Raw genomic sequence first — 14747 nt, 5'->3', positions numbered from 1 at the left:
TTCGGATCATGCCTTGTTTTTCTTCGCCGGCGATGCCGTATCCGGCGCATCCTCGCGATGCTCGCCGACGCCGAGATAGATCAGGATCGGGGCCGCGATGAAGATCGAGGTGTAGGTGCCGACCAGCACCACGCCGAACATCATCACCGCGGTGAAGCTGTGGATCGCGTGCCCGCCGAACAAGAGCAGCGCCAGCAGCGCCAGCGTCACCGTGAAGTGGGTGATGATCGAGCGCGACAGCGTCGAGTTGATGGATTCGTTGAGCAGCTGCGGCATCGGCATCTTCTTGTAGCGACGCAGCATTTCACGGATGCGGTCGTAGATGACGACGGTGTCGTTGAGCGAGTAGCCCAGAATGGTCAGCAGCGCGGCGATGCTGGTCAGGTCGAAATCGACCTGGCTGATCGACATGAATCCGATCGTCAGCACGATGTCGTGCACGTTGGCGATCATGGCGCCCAGTGCGAACTGCCATTCGAACCGGAACCAGAGATAGATCAGGATCGAGACGATCGCGAGCATCAGGCCGACCATGCCGTAGGCCAGGAGCTCGCCGGCGACGCGCGGCCCGAGCACCTCGACACGACGGTATTCGATGGAATCACCGAGCGCGCTGCGCACCTTCTGCACGGCATCCTGCTGCGCCTTGTCGCCGCCGGGCTGTTCGGCAACGCGGATCAAGACATTCTCCGGGCCGCCAAATTGCTGCAGCTGGATTTCGCCAAGACGCAAGCCATCCAGCGTCGTGCGCATCGCCGCGATGTCGGCAGCGCCGGACTTCGCCCGCACCTCCAGCAGCGTGCCGCCCTTGAAGTCGATGCCGAGGTTCAGCCCGTGGGTGAAGAACAGCACGATGGCGACGATCGAGAGCGCCGCCGAGATCGGAAAGCTGATGCGGCGGAAGCGCGTGAAATCGAAATGCGTGTCGTCCGGGACGATACGCAGCGACGGCAGCACGCCGAGCGCGGCGACCACGGTGAGGACGGCAATCAGAATGCCAAGCCCGATGAGAACGTAATATGTCACGGTCTTAGCTCCTAGATCGGCACGCTCTGCGGCCGCTTCCACCGCACCCACCCCGCGACGATGAGCCGGGTCATGGTGAAGGCGGTGAACACCGTGGTGATGATGCCGATGCCCAGCGTCACGGCGAAGCCGCGCACCGGGCCGGTGCCGATGTAGAACAGCACCGCGGCGGCAATGAAGGTCGTGATGTTGGAATCGAGGATGGTCGCCAGCGCCCGCTTGAAGCCGGCGTCGATCGCCGAAATCGCGTTGCGGCCGCCGCGCAGCTCCTCACGGATGCGCTCGTAGATCAGCACGTTGGAGTCCACCGCGATGCCCACCGTGAGCACGATGCCGGCGATGCCGGGCAGCGTCAGCGTGGCGTTGAGCAGCGACAACAGGCCGAAGATCATGGCGACGTTGATGGCCACCGCGACGTTGGCGAACACCCCGAACAGCCGGTAGGTCAGCAGCATGAAGACGACGACGAGGATCGAGCCGACATAGGCCGCCAGCTCGCCCTTCTCGATCGAGTCCTGGCCGAGACCCGGACCGACAGTGCGCTCCTCGACCACCGTGAGCGGAGCCGGCAGCGCGCCGGCACGCATCAGGATTGCGAGATCGTTGGCGGACTGGACCGTGAAGCTGCCCGAGATCTGGCCCTGACCGCCCGTAATCGGCTCGTTGATCCGGGGCGCGGAGATCACCTTGTTGTCGAGCACGATCGCAAAGGGCAGCCCGACATTCTCTTGCGTGGCCTGCGCGAATTTGCGCGCGCCCGAAGTATTGAACTTGAAGCTGACGACCGGCTCACTCGTACGCTGGTCGAAGGTCGCCTGGGCATCGATCAAATCGCCGCCGGCGACCAGGACCTGCTTCTTGACCACATAGGGCGTCGGCGGCGGCGACGCGCTCATCAGCAGCTCGGATTCCGGCGGCAACCTGCCCTGCTGCGCCTGGTCCGGCGACACGGTCGTGTCGACCATGCGGAATTCCATCTTCGCGGTCTCACCGAGCAGCTTCTTCAGGCGGGTCGGATCCTGCAGGCCGGGGACCTGCACCAGGATGCGGTCATTGCCCTGGCGCTGGATCACGGGCTCGACGGTGCCGAGCTCGTTGACGCGGCGTTCGACGATCTGGATCGACTGCTCGATGGTCTTGCGCAGACGATCGAGCATTGCGGCCTGCGGGACGCTGAGGCGGATCAACCCGCCACCGGCATCCGTCACCTCGAGGTCGCGCTGACCGCTGGATCCCATCAGGCCGCCCAGCGGCTGAGACAATTCGCGCAGCTTGCCGAGCGCCGTCTGGACGTCGGATTCCTTGGTGATGCGAACTTCGGCCGCATCGTTGCGCACGATGACGCCGCCAGTGAAGCCGATCTTGGCATCGCGCAGCGTCCGGCGGACGTCGTCGCGGACCTGGTCGAGCCGTTCCTTCTTCACGTAGTTGGAGTCGACCTCGAGCAGCAGGTAGGAGCCGCCCTGGAGGTCGAGGCCGAGCACGATCCGGCGCTGCGCCCATGCCGGCCAGGTCTTGACCTGGGCCTCGGGGAAGAAGTTCGGGACCGCGCAGAGGCACACGATCAGCGCCGTCAGGATGATCCCGAGCGCCTTCCACCGCGTGAAATACAACATCGACTGGACCTGTCAGATCAGGAGACTTGAGATGCTCGCGAACGCGCTCACTTCGACGCGGCGTCGTCCTTGGCGGCGTCCTTCGCGCTATCCTTGGATTCCTTCGCCGGCTCGCCCTTGGCACGCACGCCCGAGATCATCTGGCGCATCTGTCGCACCCGCACGCCGTCGGAAATCTCGAACTCGATCTGGTCGTCGTCGACGACCTTGGTGACCTTGCCGACGAGGCCGCCCGAGGTCACGACGGTGTCGCCACGCCGGATGTTCTTCACGAGGTCGGCGTGCTCGCGGACCTTCTTCTGCTGCGGACGCAGAATCAGGAAGTACATGATCACGAAGATCAGGGCGAACGGCAGCAGCGACATCAACATGCTGTTGGTGTCACCGGCGCCTGCAGCCTGGGCATACGCAGGGGTAATCAGCATTCGGACAATCCTCGTGGGAACGGGGGAAAACCGGTCAGGCCTTCAAAGGCGACCGGTTCGGTCAAATTCGCGCGGACTATAGCGGCCATTGCCCCAATTGCAACGCTGCCAGACCGCCCTTTTAGCCACCTTGCGGCGGCTCCTCAGGCCCGATAAGGCTGCGTTCTCAGGAACTTCGGACATGCCCAAAAACCTTAGCAAAAGCCCGGCCGGCAAAGGCCCCCGTACCCCTGCCGGAAAGCCGGCCCGCGTCGCGGCAAATCGCCCCAAGGGGACGATCAAGAGGACCGTCAAGGCCCCTCGCGAGGCAACGCCCATCCTCTCCCAGGAGCGCATTGTCCGCGCGCTGGAGACCATTGCGGCGCACCTCTCCGCCCAGGCCAAGCCGGCCGTCACCGCTGAGTCGTTCGAACGGGCAGATGCCTATGTCTGGCATCCCGACGGCCGCCTCGCGCCCGTGCCGCGGGTCAGCCGCGTCGAGCTGTTCCTGCTCAAGGGCATCGACCGGATGCGCGACATCCTGATGGAGAACACCGAGCGGTTCGCAGCCGGCCTGCCCGCCAACAACGCCCTGCTCTGGGGCGCACGCGGCATGGGCAAATCGTCGCTGGTGAAGGCCGCGCATGCCAGCATCAACGCGGACCGCAAGCTGGCCGACAGGCTGAAGCTGGTCGAGATCCATCGCGAGGACATCGAAACGCTGCCGATGCTGATGGAGAAGCTCCGCGACGCCAGCTTCCGCTTCATCGTGTTCATCGACGACCTCTCCTTCGACGGCAATGACGCGTCCTACAAATCGCTCAAGGCCGTGCTCGAAGGCGGCATCGAGGGCCGTCCCGAGAATGTCATCCTCTACGCCACCTCCAACCGCCGTCATCTGCTGGCGCGCGACATGATCGAGAACGAGCGCTCGACCGCGATCAATCCCGGCGAAGCCGTCGAGGAGAAGGTCTCACTGTCCGATCGCTTCGGCCTCTGGCTCGGCTTCCACCGTTGCAGCCAGGACGAATACCTCGCCATGGTGCGCGGATATTGCGGCCATTTCGGCGTCAAGGTCGACGATGAGGCGCTGGAGCGAGAGGCGCTGGAATGGTCGACCACCCGCGGCTCACGCTCGGGCCGCGTCGCCTGGCAATTCGTGCAGGAGCTGGCGGGCCGGCTGGGCGTGAGGCTCACGGCGCAGTAGCGGGAGCTGTCGCCCAATCCACAACTGTCATTCCCCGCGAAGGCGGGGAATCCAGTACGCCGCAGTTTATCGGCTAGATCACAAGGTCTCTGGAATACTGGATCGCCCGCTCCAGTGCGCAACTGCGCACAAGGCGGGCGATGACACCGTTCGTATGGTGAGATCCCGGCGGCGCCTCACGCCCCGTTCAGGAATTGAAGCGGATCAACCGGGCTCGATCCCTTGCGGATCTCAAAGTGGAGCTGCGGCGACGCCACCTCCCCGGATTGGCCCGACTTGGCAATGACCTGACCGCGCTTGATGGTGTCGCCGCGCTTCACCAACAGCTCACTCGCATGGGCATATGCGGTGACGTAGCCGTTGGAGTGCCGAACCAGGACCAGATTGCCGTAACCTTTCAGCTCGTTGCCGGAATAGGCGACGACGCCGTCTTCGGCCGCCTTGACCGGCGTCCCCTCGGGCACCGCGAGATTGATGCCGTCGTTGGACTTGCCGTTGGTCTTGGCGCCGTAGCTCGTGACCACCTTGCCGCGCACCGGCCAGCGGAAGGTCGGCAGCGCGCTGGTGGTCTCCGCAGCCTTGGCCGGGGCCTCGGCGGGCTTCTCTTCGACATTGGTGGTGGCCTGGGCGAGGCGCGCGCTCTGCACGGGCGCGCCGGCCGCGGCCATCTTGGTGGCGGGCGCGGGAGCCGCTGCAACGGGCTGCAGCGTGCCCGCAACCGGAGCGGCCGTGACAGGAGCTGCGGCAACCGGCGCCGCGACGGCGGCGGTCTTTGCGCCGGGCACGGTCAGCTTGGCGCCGAGCTTGAGCTTGGCCGACGGATCGAGGCCGTTGGCACGGGCAAGATCAGCCGACGAGATATGGTTCTTGCGGGCAATGCTGGCGAGCGTGTCGCCACGATTGACGAAGTGAGTGCTCGGCGGCGCAGCCATGACGGCAACCGGCTTCGCTGCGGGAGCTGCCGCGACCGGAGTTGGCGCAGGAGCCGGCGCTGCCGCCGTCGCCGGATGCGGGATGATCAGCTGCTGACCGGGCGACAGCGCGCGCGGGCCCTTGTAGCCGTTGGCGGCGAGGATTGCCTGCGGCGTGACGTGATAACGCTTGGCGAGCACCTCCAGCGTATCGCTGGTGCCGACGATGATCTTGGTCCCGCCGGCCGGCTGGGCAGCCGCAACCGAGCGCGACGGCACGGTGGCCGTGGTCTCCAGGCGCGGTTGCGCCGGCGGCGCGTAGGAGCCGACGCCGCGCCCGCCTCCGGACACCCCGCCACCTGCCGCAACGGGATAGGATTGCGGGGCGGAAACCGCCGGCGGCGGCAAGGGCTGCGACTGATAGGAGCCGGGCTGGGTCTGCGGCCGCGCATATTGCGGCAACTCACGCTGCGGCGGCGGGGCCTGCTGCACCGTACCGGTCGCTTCGGAGGAGAAGGGATTGGAGAAATTCGACTGGGACAGCCGCGACGACATGTCGGCGCTGCACCCTGCGAAGCTGAAGGAGATCAGCGCCAGCACCGCGACCTGCGGCACGCGGCGCGAGTAAAGCAACTCGGCGACAGCGGACATGGTTACTCACTCGTACGCAACAGAACTGGTGTTTTAAGTAAACACGCGCCGAGTAAATAACGGCTTAACCCTCCCAATAAGATATTGGCCGCACAGCCGATCCGGAAATCTACAGCTCCCGCGCCACCCCGGGCAGCGCCGGCACGAAACGGACATCGACGAGTTCCTTGCGCTCGATCCCGGCCGCGCTGCGGGTCAGGCGGATCAGCGTCTGCACGCCCTGATGCGGGCCGACCGGCGCGATCAGGATGCCGCCAACCTCCAGCCGCTCGATCAGATTCTCCGGGATCTGCTCCATCGCGGCGGTGACGATGATGCGATCGAACGGGCCAATATTGGGCGGCAGATTGAGGCCGTCGCCAAGCATCACCTCGACATTGTGACAGCCGAGCTTTTCGAGCCTAGCGCGTGCGGTGTCCGCGAGCCTGCGATAGCGCTCGACCGTCAGGACCTGGCCGGCGAGCCGCGACAGCACGGCGGCCTGATAGCCGGAACCGGTGCCGATCTCGAGCACGCGGTGCTGCTTCTGGAGCTGCAACTGCTCGGTCATGTAGGCCACGACGAAGGGCTGGCTGATGGTCTGCCCGCAGTCGATCGGCAGCGCGCTGTCGCGGTAAGCCCCGTCGCGATCGGCCTCGTCGACGAATTGCTCGCGCGGCACCTCCTCCATGGTTCGCAGCACTGCCTGATCGCTGATGCCCCGACGCCTCAGCGTGAGCTGAAACATCATCTTTTCCGGCGGATGCTGATGGGAGGTCATTGCCTGCTTGTGCTGTCTTGGCCGGCCCGGCGGGCGTCAAGCCCGGGCAGGAGAATCATGTTCCTGCTCAGGAACTCATGATAACGTTCGAGTGGAGCATTTGACCACAGATTGGCTTGCCGCGGGCGAACTGCGATGACCATTTTCAGGCACCCCTCGGTCGAAACGCACATTGCGTCAATTCGTGATATCTGCGAACGTTTTCGGCAATGGGCAAGGACTCAACCATGACCGCGACAGGGCTTTCCGGCCGCTCTGTGTTCCTCGTCGAGGACGAGGTGATGATCAGGATGATGGTCGCGGACATGCTCGAAGAGCTCGGCTACAAGGTCGCGGCCGAGGCGGGCGACATCAACGAGGCCATGCGGCTCGCCCAGGCAACCGATTTCGACATCGCCATTCTCGACGTCAACGTCAACGGCAAGGTCATCTCGCCGGTCGCCGACGTCATCAAGGCCAAGGGCTGCCCCTTCATCTTCGCCACCGGCTACGGCTCCTCCGGCCTGCCCGAGCAGTACCGCGACCGGCCGGCGCTCCAGAAGCCGTTTCAGCTCGACGCGCTCGGCAAGACCATCGAAGCCGCGCTCCGCGGCGGCGGATAGGCGCTATTTCAGCATTGCGCTGAGCTCTTCCGAAAACGCCTCATTGGTGCGATCGAGCCTGAGCGGCGTAACCGAGACGTAGCGCTCGCGAAGCGCGGCCAGATCGGTGCCGTCGGCCGGTGTGTCCATCATGGCGGCGCGCTCGAAGCCGATCCAGAAATAGGGATTGCCCCGGCCGTCCTTGCGCTCGTCGACCCGCAGGAAACCGAGATTGCGCTTGCCCTGGCGGGTGACGCGGATGCCGAGCACATCCTCCGGCGCGCAGGACGGGAAGTTGACGTTGATGACGGTGTCCTTCGGGATGCCGGCGGCAATCACCTTGCGCAGGATGTCAGGCCCGAACTTGCGCGCGGTGTCCCACGGCGGGCGCTCGCGGGTCTCGACGCTGAACTCCTGCGACAGCGCGAACGACGGCAGGCCCAGAATGGTGCCCTCCAGCGCGCCGGCGATGGTGCCGGAATAGACCACGTCCTCGGCAACGTTGCGGCCTTTGTTGACCCCGGAGAGCACGACGTCGGGCAGCTTGGGCCCAAGGATATGGCGCGCGCCCATGATGACGCAGTCGGTCGGCGTGCCGCGCACGGCAAAATGCCGAGGCCCGACTTCGCGCAGGCGCAACGGATCGTTCAACGACAGCGAATGCGAAACGCCGGACTGGTCGAGCTCGGGCGCCACCACCCAGACGTCGTCGGACAGAGCGCGCGCGATCTCCTCCACGATCTGGAGGCCGGGGGCATGGATGCCGTCGTCATTGGTGCAGAGAATGCGCATGCGAAAGGTTCGATTCCAGAAAAGCGGGGGCTGAGCCGTCTTATCCGGCTGGGGCCGATCAGGCAAACCGGGTGATTGCGGTCTGGCAGGTTCCCGGCCGGGGCCTGTCAGCGGCGGATGCGCCATTGCGGCAGAAAGCGCGCCAGCCGGCCTTCCGCCCGCAGCCGCATTGCCGGTACGGCCGGGCTCACGACGGGGCCCTCGATCACGCCGAGCGCCCTCAGCTGCGCGACGAACGGGTCCGACGCCGGCGCCTGCGGAAAGCGCTCGCGGGCCACCGTCAGCGCCTTGTCGAAATCGGCTGCATTCACGCCGGGCTTGGCCCGCCGGCTTTGCACGAGATGGTCGTCCCAGAGCTGCGCGATCTCAATGTCGAGCACGCCTCGCAGGCGCTGATCTACGGCCTGGATGCCGGCCCCCGTCACCGCCCATTGTCGACCGATCCAGAAGATGTCGCGGTGCAAGGCCATGAAGGGGGCGGGGTTCGCGTTGTCGAGGGGCCGGCAGGATAGCCGGCCGCCCGATCTTCGCAACGCGATTCTCGTCATGCCGCGTTTTCTTGACGCGAACCGGTATCCACTTCGCTCGAAAACGCTTTAGTCGCGCGCGATCACCTTCACTCCGCCCATATAAGGCTGGAGCACGTCGGGGACGGCGATCGAGCCGTCCTCCTGCTGATAGGTCTCCATCACGGCGATCAGCGCGCGGCCGACCGCGGTGCCGGAGCCGTTCAGTGTGTGGACGAAACGCGGCTTGCCGTCGGGCCCCTTCGAGCGCGCACCCATGCGCCGCGCCTGGAAGTCGCCGCAAACCGAGCAGCTCGAGATCTCGCGGAACGCCCCACCCTCGCCCTGGCCCGGCATCCAGACCTCGATGTCATAGGTTTTTTGCGACGAGAAACCCATATCCCCAGCGCACAGCGTCATCACCCGATAATGCAGGTCGAGCCGCCGCAACACTTCCTCCGCGCACGCAAGCATGCGCTCGTGCTCGTCCTTGCTCGTCTCCGGGGTCGTGATCGACACCAGCTCGACCTTGGTGAACTGGTGCTGGCGGATCATGCCGCGGGTATCGCGGCCCGCGGCCCCCGCCTCGGCACGGAAACACGGTGTGAGCGCGGTGAGGTGCATCGGCAATTCCTTCTCGTCGAGGATGGATTCGCGGACGAGATTTGTCAGCGAGACCTCGGCGGTGGGGATGAGCCATCGACGATTATCTCCGGCCAACTCGGTCATCAGCCTCCTGACGCGAGCCAGCCCCTCGTTAGACATCTCGGAAGTCTCTACATCAAAGAACTCGGTGATATGTTCCTTCCAATGCCTTCTCCCGTGCTCGATAAATAGCTCGGCGATCTTGTCACGATTGTTCTCGAAGATCTCGCGAGCTTTGTTCTTTGCAAATTCCGAAACGTATTCACGGACGATCTTCTGAATTGCGCCTTCAGTAAAGATCTCCGTCTTAAATTGATCGTCAGCGAATTTCGGGAGCTGCCCAGTACCGAACATTACGTTGTCGCGCACCAGGAGCGGTGGGTTAACTTCGGTGTAGCCATGCTCTGTCGTATGCACGTCGAGCATGAATTGGCCGATCGCGCGTTCAAGGCGCGCCAATCCCCTTTTTAGGACAACAAAGCGCGCACCGGACAGCTTCGCTGCTGCCTCGAAATCCATCTGGCCAATTGATTCTCCTAGGTCAAAATGAGGTCTTGGATCGAACGAATAAAATCTCTTCTCGCCGTAGACGTGATGTTGGATATTCCCATGTTCATCAGTTCCATCCGGGATATTGTCCAAAGGGAGATTGGGAATTTCCGCGAGTAGACCATTAAGTTCGTTAACTACCTCCCTCTCCTCCTTCTCGGTATTGGCGATCGTGTCCTTGATCTCAAGGGCAACACTGGTGAGGCGATCGATCTCCGCTGCGTCTTTGTTACGCCGCGCATTTTCATTTTCCTTGGCTAAAGCTTTGCGGCGAGCAAGCGCGCTTTCATGCACTCGAAGGATGGCTCGGCGCCGATCGTCAATCGACAATATGTTTGAGGAAGAGAACCTTCGTCGCGTCTCATCATCGAAAGGACGACGAGCAAGTCGACGATCAAACTCTGTAGGGTTTTCGCGAATCCATTTGATGTCGTGCATAGCTGCTTTCCCATAACGGCGAAGTCGTCCCGTCCATTCCCGCGTTCGCCGCCTTAGATCAAGTCGTGGATGCCCGGGTCAAGCCCGGGCATGACGAATCATCGGCTGAGCAGCGACATGATAGAGCGAGAGCGCCCCTACTCCGCCGGATTGGCCGGTGTCGGCACGTCGGTGCCGGTGGCTGCTTGCGAGGCCGCGGCCTTCCTCTCCACCATGCCGACCGCGATGATCGAGCCCTCGTAGAGCGCCATCAGCGGAAACGCCAGGGAGCACTGGCTGAGAACGTCGGGCGGCGTCAGCACGGCGGCGATGACGAAGGCGATGACGATGAAATAGCGGCGCTTCTCGCGCAGCATCTTCGAGCTGACGATGCCGATCCGGCCGAGCAGCGTCAGGATCACCGGCAGCTGGAAGGCGATGCCGAAGGCGAAGATCAGCGACATCATCAGCGACAGATATTCGCCGACCTTGGGCAAGAGCTGAATCTGCGCGGTCTCGTCGCCGCCGGCCTGCTGCATGCCGAGCGAGAAGCGGACCAGCATCGGCAGCACGACGAAATAGACCAGCGCCGCGCCGAGTACGAAGAAGAACGGGGTCGCGACCAGGTACGGCAGGAAGGCCTGCTTCTCGTGCTTGTAGAGGCCGGGCGCGACGAATTTGTAGATCTGGGTCGCGACGATCGGGAACGAGATGAAGCCGGCCCCGAACAGCGCGAGCTTGAGCTGGGTGATGAAATATTCCAGCAGCGCCGTGTAGATGAACTTGGAGTTCTCGGGGCCCGCGATCCAGACGAACGGCCAGACCAGCACGTTGTAGATCTGCTTGGCGAAGAAAAAGCAGAAGATGAAAGCTATGCCAAAGCCGAGCAGCGCCTTGATCAGCCGCGAGCGCAGCTCAATCAGATGGTCCATCAGCGGGGCTTTGCTGGCCTCGATATCGGCGTCGGTCATGACGCTTTGGCGTCCTTGATCGCTTCGGAGGGCGCGGTGTCCTGCGCCACCTTTGCCTGCTCGACCTCACGGGTGATCGCAAGCGGCTCGTCGGCAGCCGCATGCGCTTCGGCTTCCATGAAAGTCGCGGGCGTCGGCGCTTCCGGAGTGGTAGGAGTGACAGGCGCTTCACTTGAAGTCGCCGGAGGTTCGACAGCCGTGGTCGTCGGCGTCTCGGCGGGCTTGTCCAGCGCATCGACGCGGAGCGCGTCGCTGACGTCCTTCTGAAGCGAGGTCAGCGGATTGAAGCTGGTGGCAGCTTCCTTGACCTCGTCGAAGCTCTTCTTGAGGTCGGCCATCTCGGCCTCGCGCATCGCTTCCTGAAACTGGCCCTGGAATTCGGCGGCCATCTTGCGCGCCTTGCCCATCCATTGTCCGACCATGCGCAGCACACCCGGCAGCTCTTTCGGGCCGATGGCGATCAGGGCCACGACCCCGATCAGGACCAGTTCACTCCACCCGATGTCGAACATGAGGTCTTCCGTTCACGCGAAGCCGCAACCGGCCCAATCCCTTGCGCGCAGGATCGGGGCCGCCCTACCCACGTCTCGCGTGCTGCTTTCGGCTCAGACGGCCTTGCTGCCGACGTCGGTCCGCGCCGCGGTCGGTGCACCATTGTGCTCGATGGACTTGGCCGGCTCGGGCTTCTCGGCGGACTTGTCGTCGTCCTGCATGCCCTTCTTGAACGCCTTGATGCCTTGCGCCACGTCGCCCATCAGATCCGAAATCTTCCCGCGGCCGAACAGCAGCAGGACCACTGCGATCACCAGGATCCAGTGCCAAATGCTGAGAGAACCCATCCTGCAACCCTCCAAACGCGCATAGCCGGGGACCCGGCCGATCTTACCGAAACCTAGGCTTGGCAGGCCTCAAAAACAAGGACCAAGGCAGCGCCAATTCGCTGTCGGCGCTACGTAATCTTGCTAAGTGTTAACCGGTCGCAGGGGCCCGTAAGCGGACGGTATGTCAGTCCTCGGCGCCGCCTTTGCCGCCAGCCTCGCAGCCATCGTCATGGCCGCCCTCCGGCGCCGCGTCCGAAGTCTCGGGCTCGACCGCAGGCGCGAGCGCCAAATCGAGGTCATCGCCCGGTTCCAGCGGATCCTCATCCTCGCGCAACGTCGGATCGTCAGACGGTGTCGGCACGCTGAATCCGGTCGGCAGGCGCGAATCCAGGAGGCCCGTGCCCTTCAGCTCCTCGAGGCCCGGCAGATCGCCGAGCTGTTCCAGCGTGAACTGCGACAGGAAGTCCTCCGTGGTTCCAAAGGTCAGCGGACGGCCCGGCGTCTTGCGCCGGCCACGCGGCTTGATCCAGCCGGTCTCCAGCAGCACGTCGAGCGTGCCCTTCGAGGTGACGACGCCGCGGATCTCCTCGATCTCGGCGCGCGTCACCGGCTGGTGATAGGCGATGATCGCCAGCACCTCGATCGCGGCGCGTGACAGGCGGCGGGTCTCGGTGCTCTCCCGCGTCATCAGCCAGGCGAGATCGCCGGCCGTGCGGAAGGTCCATTTGTTGGCGACGCGGACGAGATTCACCCCGCGCAAGGAATAGTCGGCCTGGAGCTGTTCCAGCGCGGCCTTGACGTCGACCCCTTCGGGCATGCGCTTGGCCAGCGTCGCGGTGTCCAGCGGTTCACTCGAAGCGAACAGCAGCGCTTCCAGCAGCCGCAATTCCTCGGGACGCGCCTGGGATTCGTTCTCCATCGGCTCGGCCTCTTCTACCCGCACTTCAGCCAGGCTTGCCATGGTAGATTCTCCTTCTTGCACTTAAGCGACCGGCGCGTCAGGCGCAGGAGCTGCGTCCGGGACCGGTTTTGGGCGCCCCTTCCGGAAATAGATGGGCGCAAACGCCTCTTTCTGATTCAGTTCCAGCTGACCTTCGCGCACCAGTTCCAGCGCGGCGGCAAAGCTGGAGGCGAACACCGTCGCGCGCTGCGTCGGATCGGCGACGTGCCTGACCAGAAAATCGTCCAGCACGCCCCAGTCGTCCTGTTCGTTGAGGCTGCCGACCAGCCGCTCCAGCGTGGCGCGCGCTTCGGCGAGCGACCACACCGTGCGCTTGGCCAGATGCACGCTCGCCAGCACGCGCGATTGGCGCTGCGCGGCATAGGCGGTGAGCAGATCGTACAGTGTCGCGGTGTATTTCGGATGCTTGATCTCGGCGATCTGCTCGGGCTCGCCGCGCGGGAAGATGTCGCGCTGCAATTGCGGCCTGTTCATCAGCCGGTTGGCGGCTTCGCGAATGGCCTCCAGCCGGCGCAGCCGGTTGGCGAGCGCGGTGGCCATCTGCTCGGCGCTCGGGCCCTCCGCGCTCGGCGGCTCGGGCAGCAGCAGACGCGATTTCAGGAAGGCGAGCCACGCCGCCATGACGAGATAGTCGGCGGCAAGCTCGAGCCGGATCTTTCGCGCCGCCTCGATGAAGTGGAGATATTGGTCGGCCAGCGCCAGGATCGAGATCTTGGCAAGGTCGACCTTCTGCTGCCGCGCCAGCGCGAGCAGCAGGTCGAGCGGGCCCTCATAGCCCTCGACGTCCACCACCAACGCCGGCTCACCCTCGGCAAGCTCTGCGGGCCGCCCGGTTTCGAAGGATAGAATTTCTGCGGTCATGCGGATGCCGTGTTTGCCCGTGCGATCAATGCGTCCAGCTCAGCGCGTGCGGCCTCGCGGTCGAGCGGCTGCGGCGCCTTGCGCGCGCCGAGCGCGGCATTCGCCCGCTCCAGCGCCCGGCCCGACAGCAGAGGCGTCTGACCGGCAACCGCACGCATCTCCTCGATATTGCCGTTGCAATGCAGGGCCACATCGCAGCCGGCCGCGAAGATGGCGCGGGTCCGTTCGGCGATATTCCCCGACAGCGCGTTCATCGACACGTCATCACTCATCAACAAACCCTGGAACCCGATTGCGCCGCGAATCACGTCAGCAATCATTGTCGCAGATGTCGTCGCCGGATGGGCGGGGTCGACCGCGCTAAACACAACATGTGCAGTCATGGCCATCGGCAGGTCCGACAGCGGCTTGAACGCCGCGAAGTCGGTCCGTTCCAGCTCGTCCCTCGGCGTATCCACCGTCGGCAGCTTGAAATGGGTGTCCGCAGTGGCGCGGCCATGGCCGGGAATGTGTTTGAGGACCGGCAGCACGCCGCCCTGCTCCAACCCTTCGGTGACGGCGCGCGCGATCGCCGCGACCTTGACCGGTTCAGTGCCGTAGGCCCGGTTCCCGATGACGGCATCGGCGCCCGCCACCGGCACGTCGGCGAGCGGCAGGCAATCCACGGTAATGCCGAGATCGGCCAGGTCAGCCGCGATCAGGCGGGCGGACAGGCGCGCCGCCGTGAGCCCAAGCGCCGAATCAGTGTCGTACAAGGTCGAGAACACGGCGCCCGGCGGATAGACCGGCCAGTGCGGCGGACCGAGCCGTTGCACCCGTCCGCCTTCCTGGTCGATCAGGACGGGCGCGTCGGCCACACCGACCGCGCTACGCAATTCTGCAACCAATGCAGCGACTTGCGCTGGCGTTGCGACATTGCGCTTGAACAGGATGAAGCCCCATGGGCGCTGGTCGCGGATAAACTCCCGCTCGACGGCGGTCAGTTCCGTTCCGGATACACCGGTAATGAAGGCCCGCGTGCTCATAACGGCCGATTAACCCTGACCCGCGAGGGGGTCAAGGAAACGG

General features: G+C 64.5%; 16 protein-coding genes. 2 read left to right on the top strand and 14 right to left on the bottom strand.

All coding sequences use genetic code 11. The features are described 5' to 3' along the window. Window positions 1-6 precede the first annotated feature (6 nt). The 3 genes from secF to yajC are packed head-to-tail and all read right to left on the bottom strand — an operon-like array spanning window position 7 to window position 3067. Window positions 7-1026, bottom strand: coding sequence for a protein translocase subunit SecF (gene secF, locus AC066S_RS25040; RefSeq protein ID WP_126257500.1), 1020 nt, complete (start codon window positions 1024-1026; stop codon window positions 7-9). Between the two features lie 11 nt (window positions 1027-1037). After that, window positions 1038-2642, bottom strand: a complete 1605-nt coding sequence (secD, locus tag AC066S_RS25035; protein ID WP_126257499.1) for a protein translocase subunit SecD — start codon at window positions 2640-2642, stop codon at window positions 1038-1040. A gap of 47 nt (window positions 2643-2689) precedes the next feature. Next, window positions 2690-3067: a preprotein translocase subunit YajC gene (yajC, locus tag AC066S_RS25030; protein ID WP_126257498.1), complete on the bottom strand. Its 378-nt coding sequence runs from the start codon at window positions 3065-3067 to the stop codon at window positions 2690-2692. Window positions 3068-3248: 181 nt separating this feature from the next. Between yajC and AC066S_RS25025 the strand changes: the two genes are divergently transcribed. Continuing rightward, window positions 3249-4253 (top strand): ATP-binding protein, encoded by a 1005-nt coding sequence (locus AC066S_RS25025; protein WP_478270876.1) that lies wholly within the window; start codon window positions 3249-3251, stop codon window positions 4251-4253. A 176-nt stretch (window positions 4254-4429) separates the two neighbouring features. Here AC066S_RS25025 and AC066S_RS25020 read toward each other — a convergent pair whose 3' ends face one another. Together AC066S_RS25020 and AC066S_RS25015 are read right to left on the bottom strand one after the other, a co-directional pair. Next, complete coding sequence (locus AC066S_RS25020; RefSeq protein ID WP_135170954.1) at window positions 4430-5815, bottom strand: LysM peptidoglycan-binding domain-containing M23 family metallopeptidase; 1386 nt, start codon at window positions 5813-5815, stop codon at window positions 4430-4432. Window positions 5816-5924: 109 nt separating this feature from the next. Next, window positions 5925-6575: a protein-L-isoaspartate(D-aspartate) O-methyltransferase gene (locus AC066S_RS25015; RefSeq protein ID WP_478270875.1), complete on the bottom strand. Its 651-nt coding sequence runs from the start codon at window positions 6573-6575 to the stop codon at window positions 5925-5927. Window positions 6576-6802: 227 nt separating this feature from the next. Here AC066S_RS25015 and AC066S_RS25010 point away from each other — a divergent pair, with 227 nt between their 5' ends. Next, window positions 6803-7177: a response regulator gene (locus AC066S_RS25010; protein ID WP_126257494.1), complete on the top strand. Its 375-nt coding sequence runs from the start codon at window positions 6803-6805 to the stop codon at window positions 7175-7177. A 3-nt stretch (window positions 7178-7180) separates the two neighbouring features. Here AC066S_RS25010 and surE read toward each other — a convergent pair whose 3' ends face one another. From surE to nagZ, 9 genes are all read right to left on the bottom strand, one after another. Continuing rightward, complete coding sequence (surE, locus tag AC066S_RS25005; protein ID WP_135166674.1) at window positions 7181-7948, bottom strand: 5'/3'-nucleotidase SurE; 768 nt, start codon at window positions 7946-7948, stop codon at window positions 7181-7183. Window positions 7949-8055: 107 nt separating this feature from the next. After that, a complete protein-coding gene (locus AC066S_RS25000) occupies window positions 8056-8418 on the bottom strand; it encodes a hypothetical protein (RefSeq protein ID WP_478270935.1) in 363 nt (120 codons plus the stop codon). Window positions 8419-8544: 126 nt separating this feature from the next. Further along, window positions 8545-10086: a serine--tRNA ligase gene (serS, locus tag AC066S_RS24995; RefSeq protein ID WP_478270874.1), complete on the bottom strand. Its 1542-nt coding sequence runs from the start codon at window positions 10084-10086 to the stop codon at window positions 8545-8547. 137 nt (window positions 10087-10223) lie between these two features. Continuing rightward, window positions 10224-11036, bottom strand: a complete 813-nt coding sequence (gene tatC, locus AC066S_RS24990; RefSeq protein WP_126257490.1) for a twin-arginine translocase subunit TatC — start codon at window positions 11034-11036, stop codon at window positions 10224-10226. Continuing rightward, entirely contained in the window at window positions 11033-11548 is a 516-nt protein-coding gene (gene tatB / locus AC066S_RS24985; RefSeq protein ID WP_478270873.1) for a Sec-independent protein translocase protein TatB, read from the bottom strand. The genes tatC and tatB overlap by 4 nt, the downstream gene beginning before the upstream one ends. A 93-nt stretch (window positions 11549-11641) precedes the next feature. Next, window positions 11642-11875, bottom strand: a complete 234-nt coding sequence (locus AC066S_RS24980) for a twin-arginine translocase TatA/TatE family subunit (RefSeq protein ID WP_028136237.1) — start codon at window positions 11873-11875, stop codon at window positions 11642-11644. Window positions 11876-12041: 166 nt separating this feature from the next. Further along, window positions 12042-12818, bottom strand: a complete 777-nt coding sequence (gene scpB, locus AC066S_RS24975; RefSeq protein ID WP_478270872.1) for an SMC-Scp complex subunit ScpB — start codon at window positions 12816-12818, stop codon at window positions 12042-12044. Between the two features lie 21 nt (window positions 12819-12839). Beyond that, entirely contained in the window at window positions 12840-13679 is an 840-nt protein-coding gene (locus tag AC066S_RS24970) for a segregation and condensation protein A (protein ID WP_126257487.1), read from the bottom strand. Then, complete coding sequence (gene nagZ / locus AC066S_RS24965) at window positions 13676-14704, bottom strand: beta-N-acetylhexosaminidase (RefSeq protein ID WP_478270871.1); 1029 nt, start codon at window positions 14702-14704, stop codon at window positions 13676-13678. The genes AC066S_RS24970 and nagZ overlap by 4 nt, the downstream gene beginning before the upstream one ends. Between the last annotated feature and the right edge of the window lie 43 nt (window positions 14705-14747).

The sequence above is a fragment of the Bradyrhizobium sp. CFUWI genome (assembly GCF_056429085.1).
This window is presented reverse-complemented; position numbering and strand designations above follow the sequence as displayed.

What these genes read in the sequence shown, in the direction of transcription:
- AC066S_RS24970 (WP_126257487.1), bottom strand. Translation starts at nt 13,679, where the DNA reads ATGACCGCAGAAATTCTATCCTTCGAAACCGGGCGGCCCGCAGAGCTT.
- secD (WP_126257499.1), bottom strand. Translation starts at nt 2,642, where the DNA reads ATGTTGTATTTCACGCGGTGGAAGGCGCTCGGGATCATCCTGACGGCG.
- AC066S_RS25010 (WP_126257494.1), top strand. Translation starts at nt 6,803, where the DNA reads ATGACCGCGACAGGGCTTTCCGGCCGCTCTGTGTTCCTCGTCGAGGAC.
- serS (WP_478270874.1), bottom strand. Translation starts at nt 10,086, where the DNA reads ATGCACGACATCAAATGGATTCGCGAAAACCCTACAGAGTTTGATCGT.
- nagZ (WP_478270871.1), bottom strand. Translation starts at nt 14,704, where the DNA reads ATGAGCACGCGGGCCTTCATTACCGGTGTATCCGGAACGGAACTGACC.
- tatC (WP_126257490.1), bottom strand. Translation starts at nt 11,036, where the DNA reads ATGACCGACGCCGATATCGAGGCCAGCAAAGCCCCGCTGATGGACCAT.
- AC066S_RS25020 (WP_135170954.1), bottom strand. Translation starts at nt 5,815, where the DNA reads ATGTCCGCTGTCGCCGAGTTGCTTTACTCGCGCCGCGTGCCGCAGGTC.
- surE (WP_135166674.1), bottom strand. Translation starts at nt 7,948, where the DNA reads ATGCGCATTCTCTGCACCAATGACGACGGCATCCATGCCCCCGGCCTC.
- AC066S_RS24980 (WP_028136237.1), bottom strand. Translation starts at nt 11,875, where the DNA reads ATGGGTTCTCTCAGCATTTGGCACTGGATCCTGGTGATCGCAGTGGTC.
- yajC (WP_126257498.1), bottom strand. Translation starts at nt 3,067, where the DNA reads ATGCTGATTACCCCTGCGTATGCCCAGGCTGCAGGCGCCGGTGACACC.
- tatB (WP_478270873.1), bottom strand. Translation starts at nt 11,548, where the DNA reads ATGTTCGACATCGGGTGGAGTGAACTGGTCCTGATCGGGGTCGTGGCC.
- AC066S_RS25000 (WP_478270935.1), bottom strand. Translation starts at nt 8,418, where the DNA reads ATGGCCTTGCACCGCGACATCTTCTGGATCGGTCGACAATGGGCGGTG.
- scpB (WP_478270872.1), bottom strand. Translation starts at nt 12,818, where the DNA reads ATGGCAAGCCTGGCTGAAGTGCGGGTAGAAGAGGCCGAGCCGATGGAG.
- AC066S_RS25015 (WP_478270875.1), bottom strand. Translation starts at nt 6,575, where the DNA reads ATGACCTCCCATCAGCATCCGCCGGAAAAGATGATGTTTCAGCTCACG.
- AC066S_RS25025 (WP_478270876.1), top strand. Translation starts at nt 3,249, where the DNA reads ATGCCCAAAAACCTTAGCAAAAGCCCGGCCGGCAAAGGCCCCCGTACC.